The 17643-nt window shown below is 72.8% G+C and carries 15 protein-coding genes; 7 read left to right on the top strand and 8 right to left on the bottom strand.

The window, feature by feature from the left end; genetic code table 11:
* Window positions 1-107: 107 nt before the first annotated feature.
* The 4 genes from AB0E62_RS02585 to AB0E62_RS02570 all read right to left on the bottom strand — a co-directional run bounded on the left by AB0E62_RS02585 (window position 108) and on the right by AB0E62_RS02570 (window position 5417).
* The gene (locus tag AB0E62_RS02585; RefSeq protein WP_362186898.1) at window positions 108-1631 is read right to left on the bottom strand and encodes a trehalose-6-phosphate synthase; all 1524 of its coding nucleotides are present in this window, start codon (window positions 1629-1631) and stop codon (window positions 108-110) included.
* An 11-nt stretch (window positions 1632-1642) separates the two neighbouring features.
* On the bottom strand, window positions 1643-2713 hold the full coding sequence (locus AB0E62_RS02580) for an alcohol dehydrogenase catalytic domain-containing protein (RefSeq protein WP_362186895.1): 1071 nt from the start codon (window positions 2711-2713) through the stop codon (window positions 1643-1645).
* 120 nt (window positions 2714-2833) lie between these two features.
* A complete protein-coding gene (locus tag AB0E62_RS02575; protein WP_362186892.1) occupies window positions 2834-4033 on the bottom strand; it encodes an acyl-CoA dehydrogenase family protein in 1200 nt (399 codons plus the stop codon).
* A 205-nt stretch (window positions 4034-4238) separates the two neighbouring features.
* Window positions 4239-5417, bottom strand: coding sequence for a transposase (locus AB0E62_RS02570; protein ID WP_362186889.1), 1179 nt, complete (start codon window positions 5415-5417; stop codon window positions 4239-4241).
* Window positions 5418-5924: 507 nt separating this feature from the next.
* Between AB0E62_RS02570 and AB0E62_RS02565 the strand changes: the two genes are divergently transcribed.
* Window positions 5925-6554 carry a TetR/AcrR family transcriptional regulator gene (locus tag AB0E62_RS02565; protein WP_362186886.1) on the top strand — a complete coding sequence of 210 codons (630 nt, stop codon included), beginning with the start codon at window positions 5925-5927 and terminating at the stop codon, window positions 6552-6554.
* A gap of 661 nt (window positions 6555-7215) precedes the next feature.
* Window positions 7216-7947: a ScbR family autoregulator-binding transcription factor gene (locus AB0E62_RS02560; RefSeq protein ID WP_362186883.1), complete on the top strand. Its 732-nt coding sequence runs from the start codon at window positions 7216-7218 to the stop codon at window positions 7945-7947.
* A 46-nt stretch (window positions 7948-7993) separates the two neighbouring features.
* Here AB0E62_RS02560 and AB0E62_RS02555 read toward each other — a convergent pair whose 3' ends face one another.
* Window positions 7994-9043 (bottom strand): LysR family transcriptional regulator, encoded by a 1050-nt coding sequence (locus AB0E62_RS02555; RefSeq protein WP_362186881.1) that lies wholly within the window; start codon window positions 9041-9043, stop codon window positions 7994-7996.
* A gap of 191 nt (window positions 9044-9234) precedes the next feature.
* Between AB0E62_RS02555 and snpA the strand changes: the two genes are divergently transcribed.
* Window positions 9235-9921 (top strand): snapalysin, encoded by a 687-nt coding sequence (snpA, locus tag AB0E62_RS02550; RefSeq protein WP_362186878.1) that lies wholly within the window; start codon window positions 9235-9237, stop codon window positions 9919-9921.
* Window positions 9922-10091: 170 nt separating this feature from the next.
* Window positions 10092-10598 carry an NUDIX domain-containing protein gene (locus AB0E62_RS02545; RefSeq protein ID WP_362186875.1) on the top strand — a complete coding sequence of 169 codons (507 nt, stop codon included), beginning with the start codon at window positions 10092-10094 and terminating at the stop codon, window positions 10596-10598.
* A gap of 32 nt (window positions 10599-10630) precedes the next feature.
* On the opposite strand, the gene AB0E62_RS02540 is transcribed toward AB0E62_RS02545, so the two are convergent.
* Window positions 10631-11263: a TetR/AcrR family transcriptional regulator gene (locus AB0E62_RS02540; protein WP_362186872.1), complete on the bottom strand. Its 633-nt coding sequence runs from the start codon at window positions 11261-11263 to the stop codon at window positions 10631-10633.
* A 93-nt stretch (window positions 11264-11356) separates the two neighbouring features.
* On the opposite strand from AB0E62_RS02540, the gene AB0E62_RS02535 reads away from it, so the two are divergent.
* On the top strand, window positions 11357-12301 hold the full coding sequence (locus tag AB0E62_RS02535) for a beta-ketoacyl-ACP synthase III (RefSeq protein ID WP_362186869.1): 945 nt from the start codon (window positions 11357-11359) through the stop codon (window positions 12299-12301).
* Window positions 12302-12456: 155 nt separating this feature from the next.
* A complete protein-coding gene (locus AB0E62_RS02530) occupies window positions 12457-13956 on the top strand; it encodes an MFS transporter (protein ID WP_362186866.1) in 1500 nt (499 codons plus the stop codon).
* 548 nt (window positions 13957-14504) lie between these two features.
* On the opposite strand, the gene AB0E62_RS02525 is transcribed toward AB0E62_RS02530, so the two are convergent.
* Both AB0E62_RS02525 and AB0E62_RS02520 read right to left on the bottom strand, forming a co-directional pair.
* On the bottom strand, window positions 14505-15371 hold the full coding sequence (locus tag AB0E62_RS02525; RefSeq protein ID WP_362186863.1) for a carbohydrate-binding protein: 867 nt from the start codon (window positions 15369-15371) through the stop codon (window positions 14505-14507).
* A gap of 123 nt (window positions 15372-15494) precedes the next feature.
* Window positions 15495-16433 carry a helix-turn-helix domain-containing protein gene (locus AB0E62_RS02520; RefSeq protein WP_362186861.1) on the bottom strand — a complete coding sequence of 313 codons (939 nt, stop codon included), beginning with the start codon at window positions 16431-16433 and terminating at the stop codon, window positions 15495-15497.
* Window positions 16434-16610: 177 nt separating this feature from the next.
* Between AB0E62_RS02520 and AB0E62_RS02515 the strand changes: the two genes are divergently transcribed.
* Entirely contained in the window at window positions 16611-17597 is a 987-nt protein-coding gene (locus tag AB0E62_RS02515) for a LysR family transcriptional regulator (RefSeq protein WP_362186858.1), read from the top strand.
* Window positions 17598-17643: the final 46 nt, after the last annotated feature.

Here is a 17643-nt window from a genome sequence, read left to right as displayed (position 1 = left end):
CTCGACAGTGGGGGGGATCAACGCGGATGTTGAGGCATGACGAGTACTGGCGGGAACACGTCTGGATTCACGCCCGGTGGATTCCGCGCCGGGGCGGCGCCCTGCCGTCAGGCGGTCTGCCGGACCGGCTCGCCGACCGGCGTCCGGTCCTCGAGCGTGCTGAGGAAGGACTGGGCCCAGTGCCCCACGTCGTGGGTGAGCACCTGGGCGCGCAGCGCGCTCATCCGGCGGCCGGCCTCGGCCCGGCTCATGGTCAGGGCCTTCTCCAGGCCCGACTTCACCTCCTCCAGGTGGTAGGGATTGACCTGGACGGCGCTGGTCAGTTCGGCCGCGGCGCCCGCGAACTCGCTGAGCACCAGGGCGCCTTGCAGGTCGTGCCGGCAGGCGACGTACTCCTTGGCGACGAGGTTCATCCCGTCCCGCAAGGGGGTGACGAGCATGACGTCGGCCGCGCGGTACAGGGCGGCGAGTTCCTCGCGGCCGACCGAGGTGTGCAGGTAGTGCACGGCCGGATGGCCGACCCGGCCGAACTCGCCGTTGATCCGGCCGACGGTGCGTTCGATGTCCTCCCGCATGCGCAGGTAGTGCTCGACGCGTTCCCGGCTGGGTGTGGCGATCTGCACCATGGTGGTCGTCTCCGCGGTGACCCGGCCCTCGGCCAGCAGCTCGTGCAGCGCGCGCAGCCGGATGTCGATGCCCTTGGTGTAGTCGAGCCGGTCGACGCCGAGCACGATCTTGCGGGGGTTGCCCAGCTGCGCGCGGATCTGCTCCGCCCGCCGCCGGACGTCCTCGCGCCGGGCCAGCCGGTCGAGGTCGGCGGCGTCGATGGAGATGGGGAACGCGCCCACCTTCACGGTCCGCCGGCCGGCCGGGGACTCCGCGACGCTGAGGAGTCCGGGTTCGTCCCCGACGTCCGACACGGCGCGCTCCTCGCGCACTCCGGCCAGCCGCCGGGCGAGCCACTGGAAGTTGCGGGCGCCGCCCGGCCGGTGGAAGCCGATGAGGTCCGCGCCCAGCAGCCCCTCGATGAGCTGGGTGCGCCAGGGCACCTGCATGAACAGCTCGACAGGGGGAAACGGGATGTGCAGGAAGAAACCTATCTTCAGGTCGGGGCGCATCTCCCGGAGCATCGCGGGCACCAGCTGCAACTGGTAGTCCTGCACCCACACGGTGGCCCCGGGTCCGCTGATGTCGGCGGCGGCCTGGGCGAACTTGCGGTTGACGTGGACGTAGGCGTCCCACCAGCTGCGGCGGTAGCGGGGCGGCATGATCACGTCGTGGTACAGCGGCCACAGGGTCGCGTTGGAGAAGCCCTCGTAGAAGCCGTCGACCTCGTCGGCGGTCAACGCGACCGGGTACAGCAGCAGTCCGTCGTGCTGCCAGGCATGGGCCGGGGCGCCGGCCGACTCCGCGGTGCCGGGCCAGCCCACCCAGGCGCCCCGGTGGGTGCGCAGGAAGGGCTCCAGCGCGTTCACCAGGCCCCCGGGGCTGCGCCGCCAGCGTCGCGGGCCGCCGTCGGTGCCGGCCGCCTCCAGACTCACGGGCAGCCGGTTGGCCACCACGACGAGCCCGGCACCGGCCGCGGACGGCGCCGTGCCCTGCGGGGCCAGCGTCTGCTGTGCCGTGTCCATCGCCCGTGGCTTCATCGCCGGAAGTCGACGATGGTCTTGAGGTCGGTGGTGGAGCGGTAGTTCTCGAAGATGTCCACCAGACCGTCGTAGTCGTCGAACCGGTGCACGGTCGACAGCAGCGCCTTGCCGTTGACGACACCCGACCGCAGCATCTGCATGGCGGAGGCGATGACGTTCGCGCTCTTGTGCATCGGGAAGCTGGTGACGTCGAAGGGCGCCGAGCGGATGGTGATGCCCTTGGCGAGCATCAGCCAGGTGTCGAACTTCTGCATCTCCTGGGAGGCGCCGTAGAGGATGTAGCGTCCGCCGGCCTTGAGCTTGCGCATGGCGACGCGGCGCGGGTCCTTGTTCTCGTCGTCGACCTTGACGGTGGGCAGGGCGTCGAAGACGTAGTCGAAGGTGCCGTCCTCGACGGTCTCGATCAGCTCGTCGGGCAGGTAGGCCTTCTGCGAGAACTGGTCCTCGGCGAAGACGTTGCGAGCCGGGTTGTTGTCCACCGAGACCACGGAGTTGGGGGCCAGCAGGCGCCGGATGATGCTGCCCGCGATGACGCCGATCGGTCCGGTGCCCATGACGAGGACCCGGTCGCCGATGCGCGGCGGGTTGGACAGCACCGAGCGCAGCGCGCCGGTCACCGGCTCGATGAAGGAGGCCTCGAGGTCGCTCATGTCCTCGGGGATCTTCACGGCCGCCGCACGGCGGTCGTCGTTGAAGTTGCGGTCGGCGGCGAAGACGTCTTCCTTGACCTGGCCGGAGAAGATCGGCCGGACGGTGCGGTACTCGGCGAAGCCGCCGAAGTCCGTCTGTCCCCAGTACACGATCCGGTCGCCGATCCGGATGTCGGTGCCGCTGGCGTCGAAGTCCGGGCCTATGTCGACGATCTCGCCGAGGTACTCGTGCCCGAGGATCACCGGGTACTCGGAGGGGAAGAGGTGTCCTTCGAAGAAGGAGATGTCGGTCGAGCAGATCGACACGCAGCGCGTCTTCATCAGCAGTCCGTCCGCCGGGGTGGCGGGGATGGGCAGGTCGGCCAGCACCGTCTTGCGCGGGGCGAGGAGTTGCACGGCCTTCATCGTCTGCATGAGTCAGTCCTCGTCATGTGGTGGGACGTGGTGTCGGTCGGGCGTGCGGGCCCTGGGGGGCCGGCCGGGCGCCGGGGCGCCCGGCACCGGCCGCTGCGGGGTGGTGCGGGGAGGGTGCGGCTAGCGCCGCATCACGAGCGGTCCGCCGAGCAGGAACTGGCCGACCGTCTCGAAGTGCATCGAGGAGAGGGTGATGTGCTTGGTCGCCGAGTGGATGTCGCGGAAGCAGCGCTCCAGCCGGCTGGTGGCGTACACCGACGTGGCCCCGGCCAGGGTGAACAGCGAGTCCACCGCGGCCACGCTCTTCTCGGCGACCGTCGCGGCGGTGAGCCGCACCAGAGCGGTCAGTGCGTCGCCGCCGTCGGTCCCGTGCGCGGTCACCTGTGCCGCGGCGTGCGCGAGCAGGGTCTCCGCGATGTGCACCTCCGCCTGGGCGCGGGCCAGCTTCTCCTGGACCGTGTGGCTGGCGGCCAGGCTGCTGGACGCGCCGGTGGCGGTCTTGCGGGCGGCCAGCGCCTTGAAGTCGGCGAGGGCGTCCTGCGCCACACCGAGGGCGGTGGAGGCGGAGGTGAAGGGACCGAAGTCGTAGTAGCTGATCGGGTAGGCCCGGGAGGGGCGGTCGGCGGGCGGGCGGTGCATGGCCGTGCCGTCGACGGTGAACTCCTCGGGCACGTACACCTTGTCCACGCGGTAGTGGTTGCTGCCGGTGCCGCGCAGGCCGACGGTGTACCAGGTGTCGCGGATGTCGGCGTCGGAGCGCGGGATGAACAGCATGCGCACGGCCGGTCCGGCGGAGGTGCGGCGGACCTCGCCGCCGTCGGTGACGGGGGCGGCGCACACCAGCCAGTCCGCGTGGGCCGAGCCGCTGGCGAAGGCCCACTCTCCGGTCAGCAGATAGCCCCCGGCCACCGCCTCGGCCTGGCCGGAGGGGTTGACGCCGCCCACCACCAGGCCGTCGCTGTCCCGGAAGAGGGTGCGCGAGGTGCTGTCCGGCAGGTAGTCCGACAGCCGTCCGATGGCGCCCTGGACGCCCATCTGCCAGGCGATGGAGGCGTCGAGCCGGGCGAGCGCCTGGATGATGGCCGAGCCGGTCTCGATGGGCAGCTGCTCGCCGCCGAACTCCTTGGAGACCCACATGCGCGGGATGCCCAGATCGCGCAGCGCTTCGAACACCGGGCGGGGCGTGACCCGGTCCTGCTCGGCTCGCTGGCGGTTCTCCTCGATGACGGGCGCGATCTTCTCCACGCGCGCCAGCCAGTCCTGCGTCTGCTCGGAAGGCGGCGGGCGGAGTATGTCGGCTGCGGCGCCGGCTGAGCTCACGACAGTCTCCATTCGTAAGTACTACAACTTACGTACTAATGGGTACGCAAGTGGGCGGACGGTGAGTTCGGGGAACTGGGGTGCGGTCCGCGAACGCGAGGCCCTATCACGCGGATTCACGGTGATTCTTGGGGCTGGCCCTCGGCGAGGGCAACCTCGACTTGCGGAAGTCGCAGGGCGGATCGGGGCCCGTTCTCGCGCCGGTTCAGGCGCAGACGCTGTCGGGCGCGGTGAGGGCCATGGCACGGCCCCGCGCGGTCAGCCGGGTGAAGGCGTGCGCGGCGGAAGCCATCGTCATGTGGTGGTGCCAGCCGGGAAAGGACCGGCCCTCGAAGTCCTGTACGCCGACGTGGCCGAGGTCCCGGACGGCCGTCTCACCCGCGGCGGCGTGCCGGGCCAGGGCGAGCACCTCCTCCGCCCGCCAGTCGGCCAGGCTGGTGATCCAGTACCGTGCGCCGGGCCTGCCGACGCCTCCCGGACGGGCCAGGGCGCGGTAGACGCGCGGCCCGCCGGACGGTTCTCCCGCCCGTCCCGGCAGCCGTACCTCCCCGCAGTGGACGGCCAGCCGTTCGAGGCGGCCGGTGACGGCCTGGCGCACCACCACCTGTGGCTGGCGCAGATGGCTGCGTGCCATCAGCTCGCCCAGGCCGGTTGCCGGGGCCACGCCGTAGGCCGGCAGCACGGGCTCCGCCGCGTTCACCTCGCAGACGAAGTCCAGCCCGCGCCGTGCCAGCCCCTCCACGACCGCGCCCGCGTCGGCGGTGCGGCGCAGGTCGAGCGCCCACGGGATGCCCGACAGCGAGGGGTTGGCCGACACGTCCGCCGCGAAGTCCAGGATGTGTCTCCAGGCCGGACGAGCGGTGACGGACGCCGGGATGCGCGCCCGTAATCGGCGCTCCTTGTCCGCGCACCAGGACTCCTCCAGCAGCAGACTCCAGTTCACGGGCACACAGCCGATCTCGGCGGCCAGGAAAAGCCCCATCGCCAGCTGGCAGTTGACCGTCCGGCCCAGATCGGCGTCGAAGCGGCGGTGCACGCCCACGGAGTGCACACCGCGTTTGGGAATGGTCAGTTCGGCCACGGTCCAGGCTCGTGGCAGTCCCTGCGTGGCCACGGCCCGCGCCAGGCTGCGCCGGACCGGACTCCAGTCCCAGGGACTGGCGTTGATGAACTGCTGCAGCCCGTGGGCGGCGGCGGGAGCGGGTGAGACCGCCTTCGCCAGCCGCTGCAGCGTCTTCTTGCCTGGCACACTCAGCAGGGCGCCGAGATACGCATGAGCCCAGCGGCGCTGGTCGGCGCGCTGGAGTGGTTCGAAGACCTCCTCGACGAAGGTCCGGAGCTCATGAGTGTCGATCGAAGTTGCGCCTAAGGTGCCTGCCGGCATGTTGAAACCTCTCCCCCTGGCATCGGCCGCACCGCCGTGCGGTGCGGTGCTCGGTGCATATGCGCAATCAACCCCGAGACAAAATACCTTCTCAAACGTCAATTTCTGGGGAGCGGTTGACGACTTTCCAACCTCCCCCCGCCACCTGCGGGAACACACCCACGACCGGGCGGCCCCGGGCACACGGACCGGCGAGAAGGGCGTGCGGCCGGGCCGTGGCGCACCCCCGCCGGACCCCGCTCGCCACCGTCCGGCCGTGCCCGGGGGCGCACGCCCCGCTCCGGACCGGTGGCGCACAGCGTGACCGTTGGGCCGCGAGGGACGGAAGTGATCCGGCCAGCCGGCCGCGCTTCCCCGCACGACGGGGCCACCTTCCTTCCTGTGGAGCCGTAGCAAGCGGTGTCGGTTTCGGACAGCTCATCTCACTCCGCTTGTGGGCCCCGCAGCGTTAAGAAAGGATTTCTTGGGGGTGATTTGTCGATCCATTCCGGAGCACGAAGGGGCACCGTGATCAAGCAAGACAGAGCACGCAGGACTCATGAGTCACTGCTCGACGCGGCGGCGGGAGAGTTCGTCCGGCATGGGTACATGGGCGCGAATCTGCAGCGCGTGGCGCAGGAGGCCCATATGACGAAGGGCGCCCTGTACGCCCACTTCGCATCCAAGCGGCTGCTGGCCAAGGCGCTGACAGAGCCCTTCGAGCACACCTGGCAGGAACTGCTGACGCAGGTCGAACAGAGCGCCGCCGCGCCGATGGAGAAACTGCGCGTCCTCGCCGTCAGACTGGCCGAGCGGCTGCAGACGGATCTGCGTTTCCGTGCCGGGTTCCATCTGTGCAGCGAGGCCGCCCGCGCCCACGGCCGGCTGCCGCGGGTGGCCCAGGGCCTGTGCGGCACGGTCGCGACCCTCATGGCCGAGGCCCGGCAACAGGGGCAGTCGGCCGGGGCACAGGACCCGGAGCGGCTGGGCAAGCTGCTGCTGGCCCTGATGTTCGGGGTCTACTACTCGACGCCGGAATGCCGGATGGACCGCTTCAGCGAACTCCTGTGCACGGTCTGGTGGCAGGCGCTGGGCAATGACCAGCCCGCCCGGCCCGTCCGGCAGCAGGACGTGCCCGCGCCCTGCCATCAGGGCTAGCTAGCGGCACGGTCGATGGGGACGGGGGACCGCCGGGAGCCGCGCGCACGGTGCGCGTCGGCCGTGCGCGCGACCGCACTCCGGGAGCCGGCCGGCGAGATCCGCCGCGCGCTCCCCGGGCGGCCGGACCGCACCGGGCCGGCGACGCCGTTCTGTATGCAGTCGGGTCGGGCCCGCCGCCACCCGCACACTTGAACAAGCAAGACGCCGTTCGTGGCGCCGACCTGACTCCGGAGGCCCGGTCCGGTATGCAGGTGACGGATTTCCGCCACATGGGAGTACATGGTTCACACAGATGGCTGTTACGCCGCCGCTCACCTCCTCACCCACGCGCCCCGCGCCCCCGTCCGGCCACGAGGCCCGGCCTCCTCGCGTGCCCGACGACACCGCTTGCCTCGGACGGCGAACCGCTCGCCTCGCGCACCGGTGCCGGCACCGCGCCGCACGGTCCGGGACAGCGGTCGGCATCATTCCGTTTCCGCGTCAGGGATCCGCGCACGTGCGCTACTCTGCATCCCGCTCATACACCCTCCCGGTCACGTATGTAGACGGTTGCACGCGTGTGGCCGCCGCCGACCCGGACCATCTGCTGAGAAGGTCTGTTCCGGGTGCATTCCGCCACGACGCGCTGTTGATCACCTACCAGACAAGGGAGGCCTTCGTGAAACTTCCCCGCAACCCCACCACGGGCCCCACCCCTGCCACCCGCTCCAAGGAACTCAAACAGGAACGCGCCATCCGGTCCCGGCACAACATCCTGCTGGCCGCCGCTCGTGCGTTCGCCGAACGGGGCTACCCGGCCGTAACCATGCATGACGTGGCCGAACTCTCAGGAATGACGAAAGGCGCCGTCTACTTCCACTTCACCAGCAAGGAGTGTCTGGCCGTCGCCGTCAGCGAGGAGTTCGCCAGGCGGCTGCCCGCCATCTCGGACGCCGTCGACCAACTGGCCCTGCCCCCGGTGGCCTCCGTGGCGGAACTGCTGCTGCGCACCGCCGCCGAGCTGCGCGACGAGCCGCTGATGCAGGCCGGGGCGCGGTTGCAGATCGAGCGGGGTCTGATCGACGCCGAACTCCCCCTGCCCTTCGAGGACTACACCGCGCTGATAGCCACCTGGCTGAAGGGCGCGCTGGCCGTGGGCGACCTGGAGCACGCGACGCCTCCCGAGCCGCTGGCCCGGGTCCTCGTCTCGGCGTTCTTCGGGGCGCAGTTGCTGTCCTGGATCGTCAGCGACCGGACGGACATCATCGAGCGCACCGTGGAGGTCCTGCACGCCGTCCTGCCCTGCACGAAGGACCCGCGGCACATCAGCCCGTACCTGCACGAGGCGGCCACGGCACGCAACCCCGCACCGGCGCGACCCCACAGCCGCGCGGGCCGCCCTCTCGCGTAGCCGGACTCCGGACCACGGCGCTCCCCCGCCGCGCCGGAGGTCCGCTCTATCCCGTGCGCAGATCGGCCGCCACCGGCCACGGCCCGGGCGCCGGCGGTGCGCTCGCGTCGGGGTGGTGCGCGGCCGGGCGGGCCGGCGCCGCCGGAACCCGGGGGCCGGCGCCTGCCGCGGGCGCGCGCCCGAGCCATTCGCGGTACGCCGGCGCCTCGTGCGCCACCGCCCAGTAGGCCTCCTCCAATTCCGGGTAGGCACCGTCCAGTTCCCCTTCCGTGCGGGCCGCGAGCAGCAGCCGTACCCCGATCGGGTCGCCCTCCAGGGGACGGATCGCGAGATCGGGACGCACCGGGGCGGTGGGCTGGCTGACCGTGACCACCTCGCCTATGGCGGCCAGCGAGTACGCGGTGAGGTAATCGCCGTGCAGCATCTCCGCACGCAGGCCCGCCGCGCGCAGCACCCGGCACAGGGCGTCCCACTCTCCGTCCACCGTGGAGTCGACCATCCAGCGGTCGCCGGCCAGGTCGGCGAGGCGCACCCGGGACAGGGACGCCGCCGGATGGTCCGCGGCGAGCGTGACGAACTGCGGTTCCCGCTCGACCAGCACCCGCAGGCACAGCCCGGGCGGCACGCGCAGCGGACTGCCCTCGACCTCGTGCACGAAGGCCATGTCGAGCCGGCCGGCCGCGACCATGCCCAGCAGCGCGTTGGCGGACACACTCATCTGCACGGTCGGCTCGATCCCCGGACGGCGGGCCCGCAGCAGCCGCAGCCAGCCCGGGATGGCCCGGCTCGCCGTGGCGCCGATCCGCAGCTGGAACCCGCCGTCGGCCCGGGCCGCCGCCGCCCTGGTGTCGGTGACGATCGCCGCGAACTCCGCGACCAGCGGCCTGGCCCGGCTGAGCACCGCGAGCCCCAGCGGGGTGGGCCGGCAGCCGGTGCGGGCGCGCACAAAGAGCTGGGCGCCGAGCGCGCGCTCGATCCGCCGTAGCTGGGTGCTCAACGAGGGCTGCGCCAGGCCCAGTTCCCGTGCCGCTCTGTGCAGGCTGCCGGTGTCGGCGATGGCGCAGAGCAGACGCAGATGCCTCACCTCCAACTCCATGCAGGGAGCGTAGGGCCGCACGGAGGACGACACCAGATGTTCAAGTGACAAGGAAGGACGCGGAAAGCGGACGAGCCGGGCGGTGATAGGCCGGAGCTATCCCCAAGTGCCATCATTCCCCGCCGCGTTGGCCTGCCTGAGACTCACTGGCAACCGATCGTTCAACCCCACAGGACGAGAAGGAGCCCCCCATGGCGTCGTTCCGAAGCAGCACCGGGTCGAAGGGCACCAGGAGACTCGTGGCCCTGGCACTCGGTCTCGGACTGGCCTCCGCCGCGCTCGGCACCGCGAGCCCGGCCGTCGCCCAGGCCCCCGCCGCGGCACCCGCCCGCGCTGCCGCCGGCTATGTGGCCGGCGCTGAGGACGCCGGCACCAAGGCGTTCTTCGACGCCGTACTGAAGTCGGTCGCCGAGCGGCAGGCCGAGCGGCCTTCCCTGCAGGCGGTGACCGTCTACTACAACGCCTCCCAGGCCCCGAGCTTCCGCACCCAGATATCGAGCGCCGCCTCGATATGGAACAGCTCCGTGTCCAACGTCAAGCTCCAGGCGACCTCGAGCGGCGGCGACTTCGCCTACTACGAGGGCAACGACTCACGCGGGTCCTACGCCTCCACCGACGGCCACGGCCGCGGCTACATCTTCCTGGACTACGCGCAGAACCAGCAGTACGACTCCATCCGCGTCACCGCCCACGAGACCGGCCATGTGCTGGGCCTGCCCGACCACTACAGCGGGCCGTGCAGCGAGCTGATGTCGGGCGGCGGCCCCGGCCCCTCCTGCACCAACCGCTACCCGAACGCCACCGAGCGCTCCCGGGTCAACCAGCTCTGGGCCTACGGTCTCGCCAAGGCCGTCGCGCAGGTGACCAAGGCGGGCTGACCAGGACGAGACGCCAGGCCGGCCTCCCCGCAGCCGGCCCGCCACGGACCGCGGCGCGCACCCCGCCCGCGGTCCGTGGCGTCATGCCGCCGCGGTCGGCGGCATCGCGCCGTCGGGGTCCGCGGATCTCCCGGGCCACGGACGAAGGGCCGTGGATAGCATCGGCTGCCATGACACCCATACGACGGCGAACGTCCCGTGTGCTGCTGGTGGATGACCGCGATCGCCTCCTCCTGCTGTGCGGCCGCGATCCGCGCCGGCCGGGAGCGCGCTGGTGGTTCACCGTCGGCGGCGCCGTCGAGGACGGGGAGGACTATGTGCGGGCGGCCGTGCGCGAGGTCCGGGAGGAGACGGCGCTGCCCCTCGCCGGCCACCGGCTGAGCCCGGTGGTGTGGACCCGGCAGGCGCTGTTCGGCTGGGACGGCCGCACCTACGACCAGTACGAGGAGTACCGCCTCGCCCGCGTCACGGCCGACGAGGCGCGCGGGATCGCGGTCACCACGGAGGAGGCACGCTACGGGCACCACTGGTGGTCGCTGGACGAACTCGCCACCACGCGGCAGACCGTCCGTCCGAAGAGGCTGGCCGCACACCTGAGCGCCGTGCTCGCGGCCGGCGAGTCCCTTCCGGCGCCGGTCCACCTGGGCGATTTCGACGAGGACGCCGACCCCGACTGACGGCCGCTCCCCGGCAGGTCCGTCCGTTCCGGCTACGCGCCGGGCCGCTGCGGGCGCGGGCCGAACAGCCGGTCCAGTGCCCGCCGGGCCCGGTCGGCGGCGTCCGGTGCCGCGAAGAGCTGGATCTCCTGGTTCAGGGCCATGAACAGCCCGGTCAACTCGAACACGACCTGGTCCGGATCGGTGTCCGCGGGCAGGTCGCCCGCCGCCACCGCCGTACGCGCCTCGGCCGCGAGGCGGCGCCGCCACACCCGGGACATCCGGGCCACGGCCTCGCGGACGCGCCCGCCGCGGGCGTCGAACTCGACGGAGGCCGTGGTGAAGAAGCATCCGCCGGGGAAGACGGCACGCCCGGCGTCCAGGTCGAGGTAGGCGATCCAGGCGTCACAGACGGCCCGCAGCCGGGGCAGGCCCGGCTCCGTGCCCGCCGCGGGTTCCCACACCAGGCGGGAGAACGCCGCCGCGGCCCCCTCCAGGGTGGCCAGCTGAAGGGCCTCCTTGGTGCCGAAGTGCCCGAGCACACCGGCCTTGCTCATCTCCAGGTCGGCGGCCAGCCGTCCGATGGTGAGTCCTTCGAGGCCGTCGCACGAGGCGAGGGCGATACCGCGCTCGACGATGCGCTGCCGCGTCCTGCGGGCTTCGGCCACGGAGTTGCGAGGGCTCATGCCCACCATCGTAGGCGAGACGGCACGCTTCAGCTTCCGACCGATCGGTTGCTATATTCCGGGGACCTGACGCCGAACCGAGGAGTTCACGCCGTGCCGGGAAGCCGTATCGCCGCCCTGGGCCACTACCAGCCGACGCGCGTCCTGACCAACGACGACCTGGCCGCCATGGTCGACACCAGCGACGAGTGGATCCGGCGCCGCACCGGCATCGCCACCCGCCGCATCGCGGCCCCCGAGGAATCGGTCACCGACCTGGCGGCCGCCGCCGCGAGCAAGGCACTGGCCGCCTCGGGGCTGGAGCCCGCCGACATCGGACTGATCACCGTGGCGACCTGCTCGGCGGTCGACCGCTGCCCCTCCGTCGCCGCCCAGGTCGCCGGGCGGCTCGGTCTGCCCGCCCCGGTGGCCTTCGACCTGAACAACGGCTGTGCCGGCTTCTGCACCGCGCTGGCCTGCGCCGACCACTCGCTGCGCGCGGGTGCCGCCCGGCACGCGCTCGTCATCGGCGCCGAGAAGATGTCCGATGTCACCGACTGGACCGACCGCCGCACCTGCGTGCTGCTCGGCGACGGGGCGGGCGCCGCCGTGCTGAGCGCCTCCGCCGAGGACGGGATCGGCCCGGTGTGCTGGGGATCGGACCCCACCCGCGGCGACGCGGTCCGGCTCGTCGACGACTGGCACCCGCGCTTCGCCCAGGACGGGCAGACGGTGTTCCGCTGGGCCACCGGCGAACTGCCCGCCATCGTGCGGGAGTCCTGCGCCCGGGCCGGTCTGACGCCGGCCGACCTGGCGGGCGTGGTCACCCACCAGGCCAATCTGCGCATCATCGACGCCGTCGTACGCCAACTCGGCCTGCCCGGGTCCACGGTGATCGCCCACGACGTCGTGGAGTCCGGCAACACCTCCGCCGCGTCCGTCCCGCTCGCCCTGTCCAAGCTGACCGAGCGCGGCGAACTGCCCAGCGGCGCCCCGGTGCTGCTGCTCGCCTTCGGCGGGGGCCTGTCCTGGGCCGGCCAGGTGGTCACCTGCCCCTGAACCCCGCGGCCTCGGCAGCGTCCGGACGCCGGCGCCGCCGAGTCCCACCGTCACATCGCTGTGACGGTGGGACACAAAAGTGCCTTCTTCCCCGCTCCGAGACGGATGCCCAGGATGGAGCCCGTAACAAAACGGCTCCTATGAAAGGCACTTCCATGTCCGCTCGGACCGTGCCCGCGCCGGCGGTGCGCGCATCCCGCCCGCTCGCCCTGGCGATCCTCTGCGCCGGCCAGCTGATGGTGATCCTCGACGGCACCATCGTGAACGTGGCGCTGCCGGCCGTCCAGGAAAGCCTGGGCTTCTCCGCCTCGGGCCTGGGCTGGGTCGTCAACGCCTATCTGATCCCGTTCGGCGGCCTGTTGCTGCTCTCGGGCCGGTTCGGCGACCTCTTCGGCCGCAGACGGGTCTTCGTCACCGGCCTGGTCCTCTTCACCGCGGCGTCCCTGCTGTGCGGCCTGGCGCAGAACGCGGCCATGCTGCTCGTCGCCCGCTTCCTCCAGGGCGCGGGCGGCGCGGTGACGTCCTCCGTCACCCTCGCCATGATCGTCACCATGTTCCCGGAGCCGGGCGAACGCGCCCGGGCGATCGGCGTCTACAGCTTCGTCCAGTCCGCGGGCGGCACCCTCGGTCTGCTGCTGGGCGGGGTGCTCACCCGGGCCGCCGGCTGGCACTGGATCTTCCTCGTCAACGTGCCCATCGGGATCGCCACCGCCGTCCTGGCCCGCCGGCTGCCGGCCGGCGAGCGGGGCACGGGCCGGGACAAGGGCACCGACGCGGCCGGCGCCGTACTGATCACGGCGGCGCTCATGTCGGCCGTCTACGCCGTCGTCGCGGCGGCCGGCCACGGGTTCGGGTCGGCCCGCACGCTCGGCTGCGGCCTGACCGCCCTCGTACTGCTCGCCGCGTTCGTCATCCGGCAGGCCAGGACCGAGAACCCGCTGCTGCCGCCCCGGATGTTCCGGTACCGGGATGTCTCCGGCGCGCTGGGCACCCACGCCCTGATGATCTCCGGGATGTTCGGCTTCCAGTTCCTGGTCGTGCTGTACCTGCAGAAGGTGCTGGGTTTCGACGAGGTGGAGACCGGTGCCGGTGTCGTGCCCGTCTCGCTGCTGATCGGGCTGATGTCGCTGTTCCTCGCGCCCCGGCTCATCGGCAGGTTCGGGGCCCGGGCCGTCCTGCCGGCCGCGCTCGTGCTGATCTGCGGCGGTCTGGGGTTCCTGGGACGGATACCGGCGGACGGCTCCTACCTCACCGATGTGTTCCCCGCGACCGTGCCGCTCGGGACCGGCTTCGGCCTGGCGATGCCCGCGCTGGCCGGGCTGGCCATGTCGGGCGCGACCCCGCGGGACTCGGGCCTGGCGTCCGGGATGTTCAACACCGTGCAGCAGGTGGGTGCCTCCCTCGGCCTCGCCGTGCTGAGCACCCTGGCCGCCTCGCACACCGGCGCCCTGCTGCACGACGGCGCGTCCCGCGACGAGGCCCTGACCGGCGGCTACCGCCTCGCCTTCCGGATCGGCGCGCTGTTCGTGCTGGGCGCCGTGGTGGTGGCCGCGACCGTCCTGCGTACCGCGCGCGGCACCACGGGCGAGGCGACCGCCGCCGGTTCCGGGTCCGCCCGGACCGCGGACGCCGACACCACGTCGACAGCACCCTGAGCCGGTCCCCGGCGCGGCGGCACACCGCCGGGGAAGTGCGCCCGCCGGCGCCGTCCGCCCCGCGCAGGGTGTCGTGGACTCGCGGGCGCACCGGAGTGGGTCCTTCGGCCACGGGCGCGGGTTCAGGCGGATCGGGTCGTTCTCCTCACCTCCTTGAGCCGGCTGACCACCATCGCGCAGGGGCAGGCGCTGCTGCGGCTGGGCGTCGAGCGGGACGAGACACCGGAGGACCGGCGCGGACCCTACCGGAGCGATCGGCTGGAACGCGCCGAGGTCATGGTCCGGCGCGGCATCGAACGCGGTGAACTGGCCGCGGGCACCGATCCGGGGCCCGGTGATCGAGGCCCTCGCCGGCCCCCTCTTCGTCCGCGCCCTGCTCAGCGACGCGCCCCTCGACGGCACGCTCGCGGCGGGTCCGGTCGGCCTGACCCTCGAGGGCCCCGCTTCGCTGAGGCCGGGAGGCAGCGGTGACGGTCAGGGGACGGTGTGCTCCGGCGGACCGGCATCCACCGGCGCCGGCCGCGTCACGGCCGGCGCACGGTGCCCGCTCAGAGCGCGCGCCACAGTGCCGGTACGGCCGGGGGCTCCCAGCCCGGCTGGGCGGTGTGCGGCTGGAGGCAGACGTAGCCGCGGCCGCCGTAGGTGACCTGGTCCCCCGTCCGGTACGCGGTGCCGACGGCCCAGGTGCCGCCGGGCGGTGTGGGGCCGGGGCCGGGGCCCGGGTCCTGCGCCACGTTGAGCACGAAGTCGAACGCCGCCTCACGGCCGCCGTTCCCGTCGCGCACGGTCATCAGCAGCCGGGGGTCGAAGATCGTGTCGGTGTTGTTGCGCGGCTCGTTCGGGAAGTACAGCTGCGTGGTCAGCACGCGCTGGTTGGGGGCCTGCACCTTGACGTGGATGTGCCGGGTGCGCCCCGGGTACAGTCCCGGCACGATCGTGGTGAGCGAGTAGGCGCCGGTCGAGTCGGTGTACTGGTGGCCCCGGAACCGGAACCCGGTGTTGTCGTAGGCACCGTTGTTGTCGGCCTGCCAGAAGTCCAGCAGGACCCCGGACAGCGGGCGGCAGGCCCGGCCGAAGACATACCCGGTCACGGTGAGCCGGGTACCGGGCAGGCCGGGCTCCAGGAGGCTGGTGCGCTGCGGTGAGTTGGGCTTGAAGTACGGGCCCTCGGTCTGCTCCGGAGTGGGATCGTCGCCGTCGTCGCACTCCGGGGTGAGCTGGGGCTCCGTACCGCTCCCGGCCAGGGTGCGGGCGAGGGCGGGGCCGCCGGTCAGGGCCAGGGGGATCGCGGCGGTGGCCGCGAGTGCCGCGCGCAGCACCGTCTTGCGGGCGACGAGCCGGGGGGACCCCGGTGCTCCCGGCGCCTGCGCGCCGGTGTCGTCGCGCTCGGTGTCGTGCGTACCTGCTCCGTCCATGTCTCCTCCTGTGGGGGCTCCTGCGGGGGGCGGGCTGTGCGGTCCTCCCGGGCGGCGGACGTCCTGGGGCCGGATCGGCGATGAGCGGGGGCGCACGCCCAGGGGGCCGGACCGGCAACGAACCTAGGCGTGCGCCGGCGGGGCTTCGAGGGACTGATGAGGGCGGCTGTGGTGTTTTCGGAAGTCACCGGGGCTGCTGCCGGTCTCCCGCCGGAAGAACCGGCTGAAGTAGGCGGGGTCGGCGAACCCGGTGCGGGCGGCGACCTGCCGCACCGACAGCTGGGTGTGCGCCAGCAGCCGCTGCGCCTGGTAGGCGCGGGCCTCGATGAGCAGCCGCCCGGGCGGCCGGCCGGTGGCGGCGCGGACCGCCTGGGTGAGGTAGTGGGGGGTCACGCCGAGCCGGTCGGCGCACTCCCGCACGGACCAGGCCGCCGCCTCCGGGCGGGCGATCAGCCGGGCGAATCCCTCGGCGACGGCGGCCGGCCGGCCCTGGGCGCGCGGGTCCCGGCCGGTGCCGGCGGGGCCCGGCAGCCGGGCGGCGCGCACGACGAGCACGTGCAGCAGGGAGCGCAGCACGCTCTCGTGTCCCGGAGCGCGCTGCCGGTGTTCCGCGACGAGTTCGGCCATCAGGCGCCCGACGGACCGGTGTTGTTCGGGGTCGAGCGCGAACCAGCACCGCTCGCCGAGTTCCCGCAGCACCTCGCGGTCGTGCGGATGGTCCACCAGGAAGTCGTCGGTGAACAGCGCGAGCGTTCCCTCCGGTCCCCGGCCGCCCTCCCAGTGGTGCACCTGGCCGGGCAGGATCACCGCCAGGTGCGGGGGGCGCAGCGGCCAGCGCGCGAGATCGACGACGTGGGTGCCGGATCCGGCGCTGACGTGGACGATCTCGTAGAACGTGTGCCGGTGCGGCCGGTCCCAGCGGGACAGCGGCCCCACGGCCTCGAAGGAACCGGCGGCGAAGGGCGGGGCGCCGGGCCCGGCCACCTCCAGCCGGTGCAGGGGCACGTCCCCGGGCGCGGGCGGCGAGCCGGGGGTTCCCGGTAACACGGTGGTGCTGCGCATCGGCCATGCTCCCCTTTCTCCAGGACCTGTCGGGCACCGCGGGGACGCGGATCAGGTACAGACCAATCACGTCCTTGTGACCATGCCACGCGCCGGGGCACCGGGAAACAGCGAAACCCGCCCTCTGGTCTGTACCAGCCTCTTGCCCCCGGCCCGCCCGACCCGCAAGCTCCCCTCATGGAGCTGGAGTTGCGGCATCTGAAGACCATTCGGGCCATCGCGGAAGCAGGCAGTCTGACCAAGGCGGCGACGGCGCTCGGACTCGCCCAGCCGGCGCTCAGCGCGCAGCTCAGGCGCATCGAACGGGCCCTGGGCGGCACGCTGTTCGAGCGCGGCCGGTACGGCGTGCGGGCCACCGCCCTCGGTGAACTGGTCCTGGAACGCACCCGGATCGTGCTGCCCGCGGTCAGCGAACTCCAGCGGGAGGCGGCCCGGTTCGCCCGCACCCGGCGCGACGGGGAGCGGCTGCGGCTCGGCGGCACCCACGGTCCGCTGCTGGGCGCGCTGGTGGACCGGCTGGCGGACGCCCTCCCCGGCACCACCGTGACCACCTGCGCCTCCTGGTCGGAGCGGGAGCTGGCGGAGCTGCTGGCCGAGGGGCGCCTGGACTTCGCGCTGACCGGCGCCTGCGGCTCCGCTCCCCCGCCCGGCGCCCCGCATCTGGTCTGGGAGGAGATCGCCGTCGACCCGGTGTTCGTGATGCTCCCCGAGGGCCATCCGCTCGCCCGCGGCCGGGAGGCCGACCTCGCCGCGCTCGCCGACGAGGAGTGGGCATGCGTCCCGGGCGACGGCTGTTTCGGGGACTGTTTCACCGCGGCCTGCGCCCGGGCCGGTTTCACGCCCCGCCGCATGTACGAGACGGACACCGCGTCCTGTGTCCATCTGGTGCAGGTGGGCCGGGCGGTGGGTCTGTGCCGGGCCACGTTCCCGCCGACGCCCGGGCTCACCACCCGCCCGCTCGCCGGGACCCCGCTGGTGTGGCGGCATCTGCTGGGCCGGCACCGGGCCGGGCAGCGGGCGGACACGGTGGCGACGGTGCTGGCGCAGGCCCGCACGGCGCACGCCGGCGTGGCGGCCCGCAGTGACAGCTACGCGCGCTGGCTCGCGCGGCGCGAGGACCGGGAGACCGCGGCCCGGCACCGCCGCACCGGTCTGGCCTCCTGAACGCCCCTGGTTCTCACCTCCCCGTCATCCACGACGCGCGGGTGAA

Origin of the sequence: Streptomyces sp. NPDC038707, assembly GCF_040636485.1 — a bacterium.
Taxonomy (GTDB): Bacteria; Actinomycetota; Actinomycetes; order Streptomycetales; family Streptomycetaceae; genus Streptomyces.
The sequence above is the reverse complement of the archived record's forward strand: the minus strand, read 5'-3'. Positions and strand labels throughout refer to the sequence as shown.

What these genes read in the sequence shown, in the direction of transcription:
- AB0E62_RS02585 (WP_362186898.1), bottom strand. Translation starts at nt 1,631, where the DNA reads ATGGACACGGCACAGCAGACGCTGGCCCCGCAGGGCACGGCGCCGTCC.
- AB0E62_RS02580 (WP_362186895.1), bottom strand. Translation starts at nt 2,713, where the DNA reads ATGCAGACGATGAAGGCCGTGCAACTCCTCGCCCCGCGCAAGACGGTG.
- AB0E62_RS02570 (WP_362186889.1), bottom strand. Translation starts at nt 5,417, where the DNA reads ATGCCGGCAGGCACCTTAGGCGCAACTTCGATCGACACTCATGAGCTC.
- AB0E62_RS02555 (WP_362186881.1), bottom strand. Translation starts at nt 9,043, where the DNA reads ATGGAGTTGGAGGTGAGGCATCTGCGTCTGCTCTGCGCCATCGCCGAC.
- snpA (WP_362186878.1), top strand. Translation starts at nt 9,235, where the DNA reads ATGGCGTCGTTCCGAAGCAGCACCGGGTCGAAGGGCACCAGGAGACTC.
- AB0E62_RS02545 (WP_362186875.1), top strand. Translation starts at nt 10,092, where the DNA reads ATGACACCCATACGACGGCGAACGTCCCGTGTGCTGCTGGTGGATGAC.
- AB0E62_RS02540 (WP_362186872.1), bottom strand. Translation starts at nt 11,263, where the DNA reads ATGAGCCCTCGCAACTCCGTGGCCGAAGCCCGCAGGACGCGGCAGCGC.
- AB0E62_RS02530 (WP_362186866.1), top strand. Translation starts at nt 12,457, where the DNA reads ATGTCCGCTCGGACCGTGCCCGCGCCGGCGGTGCGCGCATCCCGCCCG.
- AB0E62_RS02525 (WP_362186863.1), bottom strand. Translation starts at nt 15,371, where the DNA reads ATGGACGGAGCAGGTACGCACGACACCGAGCGCGACGACACCGGCGCG.
- AB0E62_RS02520 (WP_362186861.1), bottom strand. Translation starts at nt 16,433, where the DNA reads ATGCGCAGCACCACCGTGTTACCGGGAACCCCCGGCTCGCCGCCCGCG.
- AB0E62_RS02515 (WP_362186858.1), top strand. Translation starts at nt 16,611, where the DNA reads ATGGAGCTGGAGTTGCGGCATCTGAAGACCATTCGGGCCATCGCGGAA.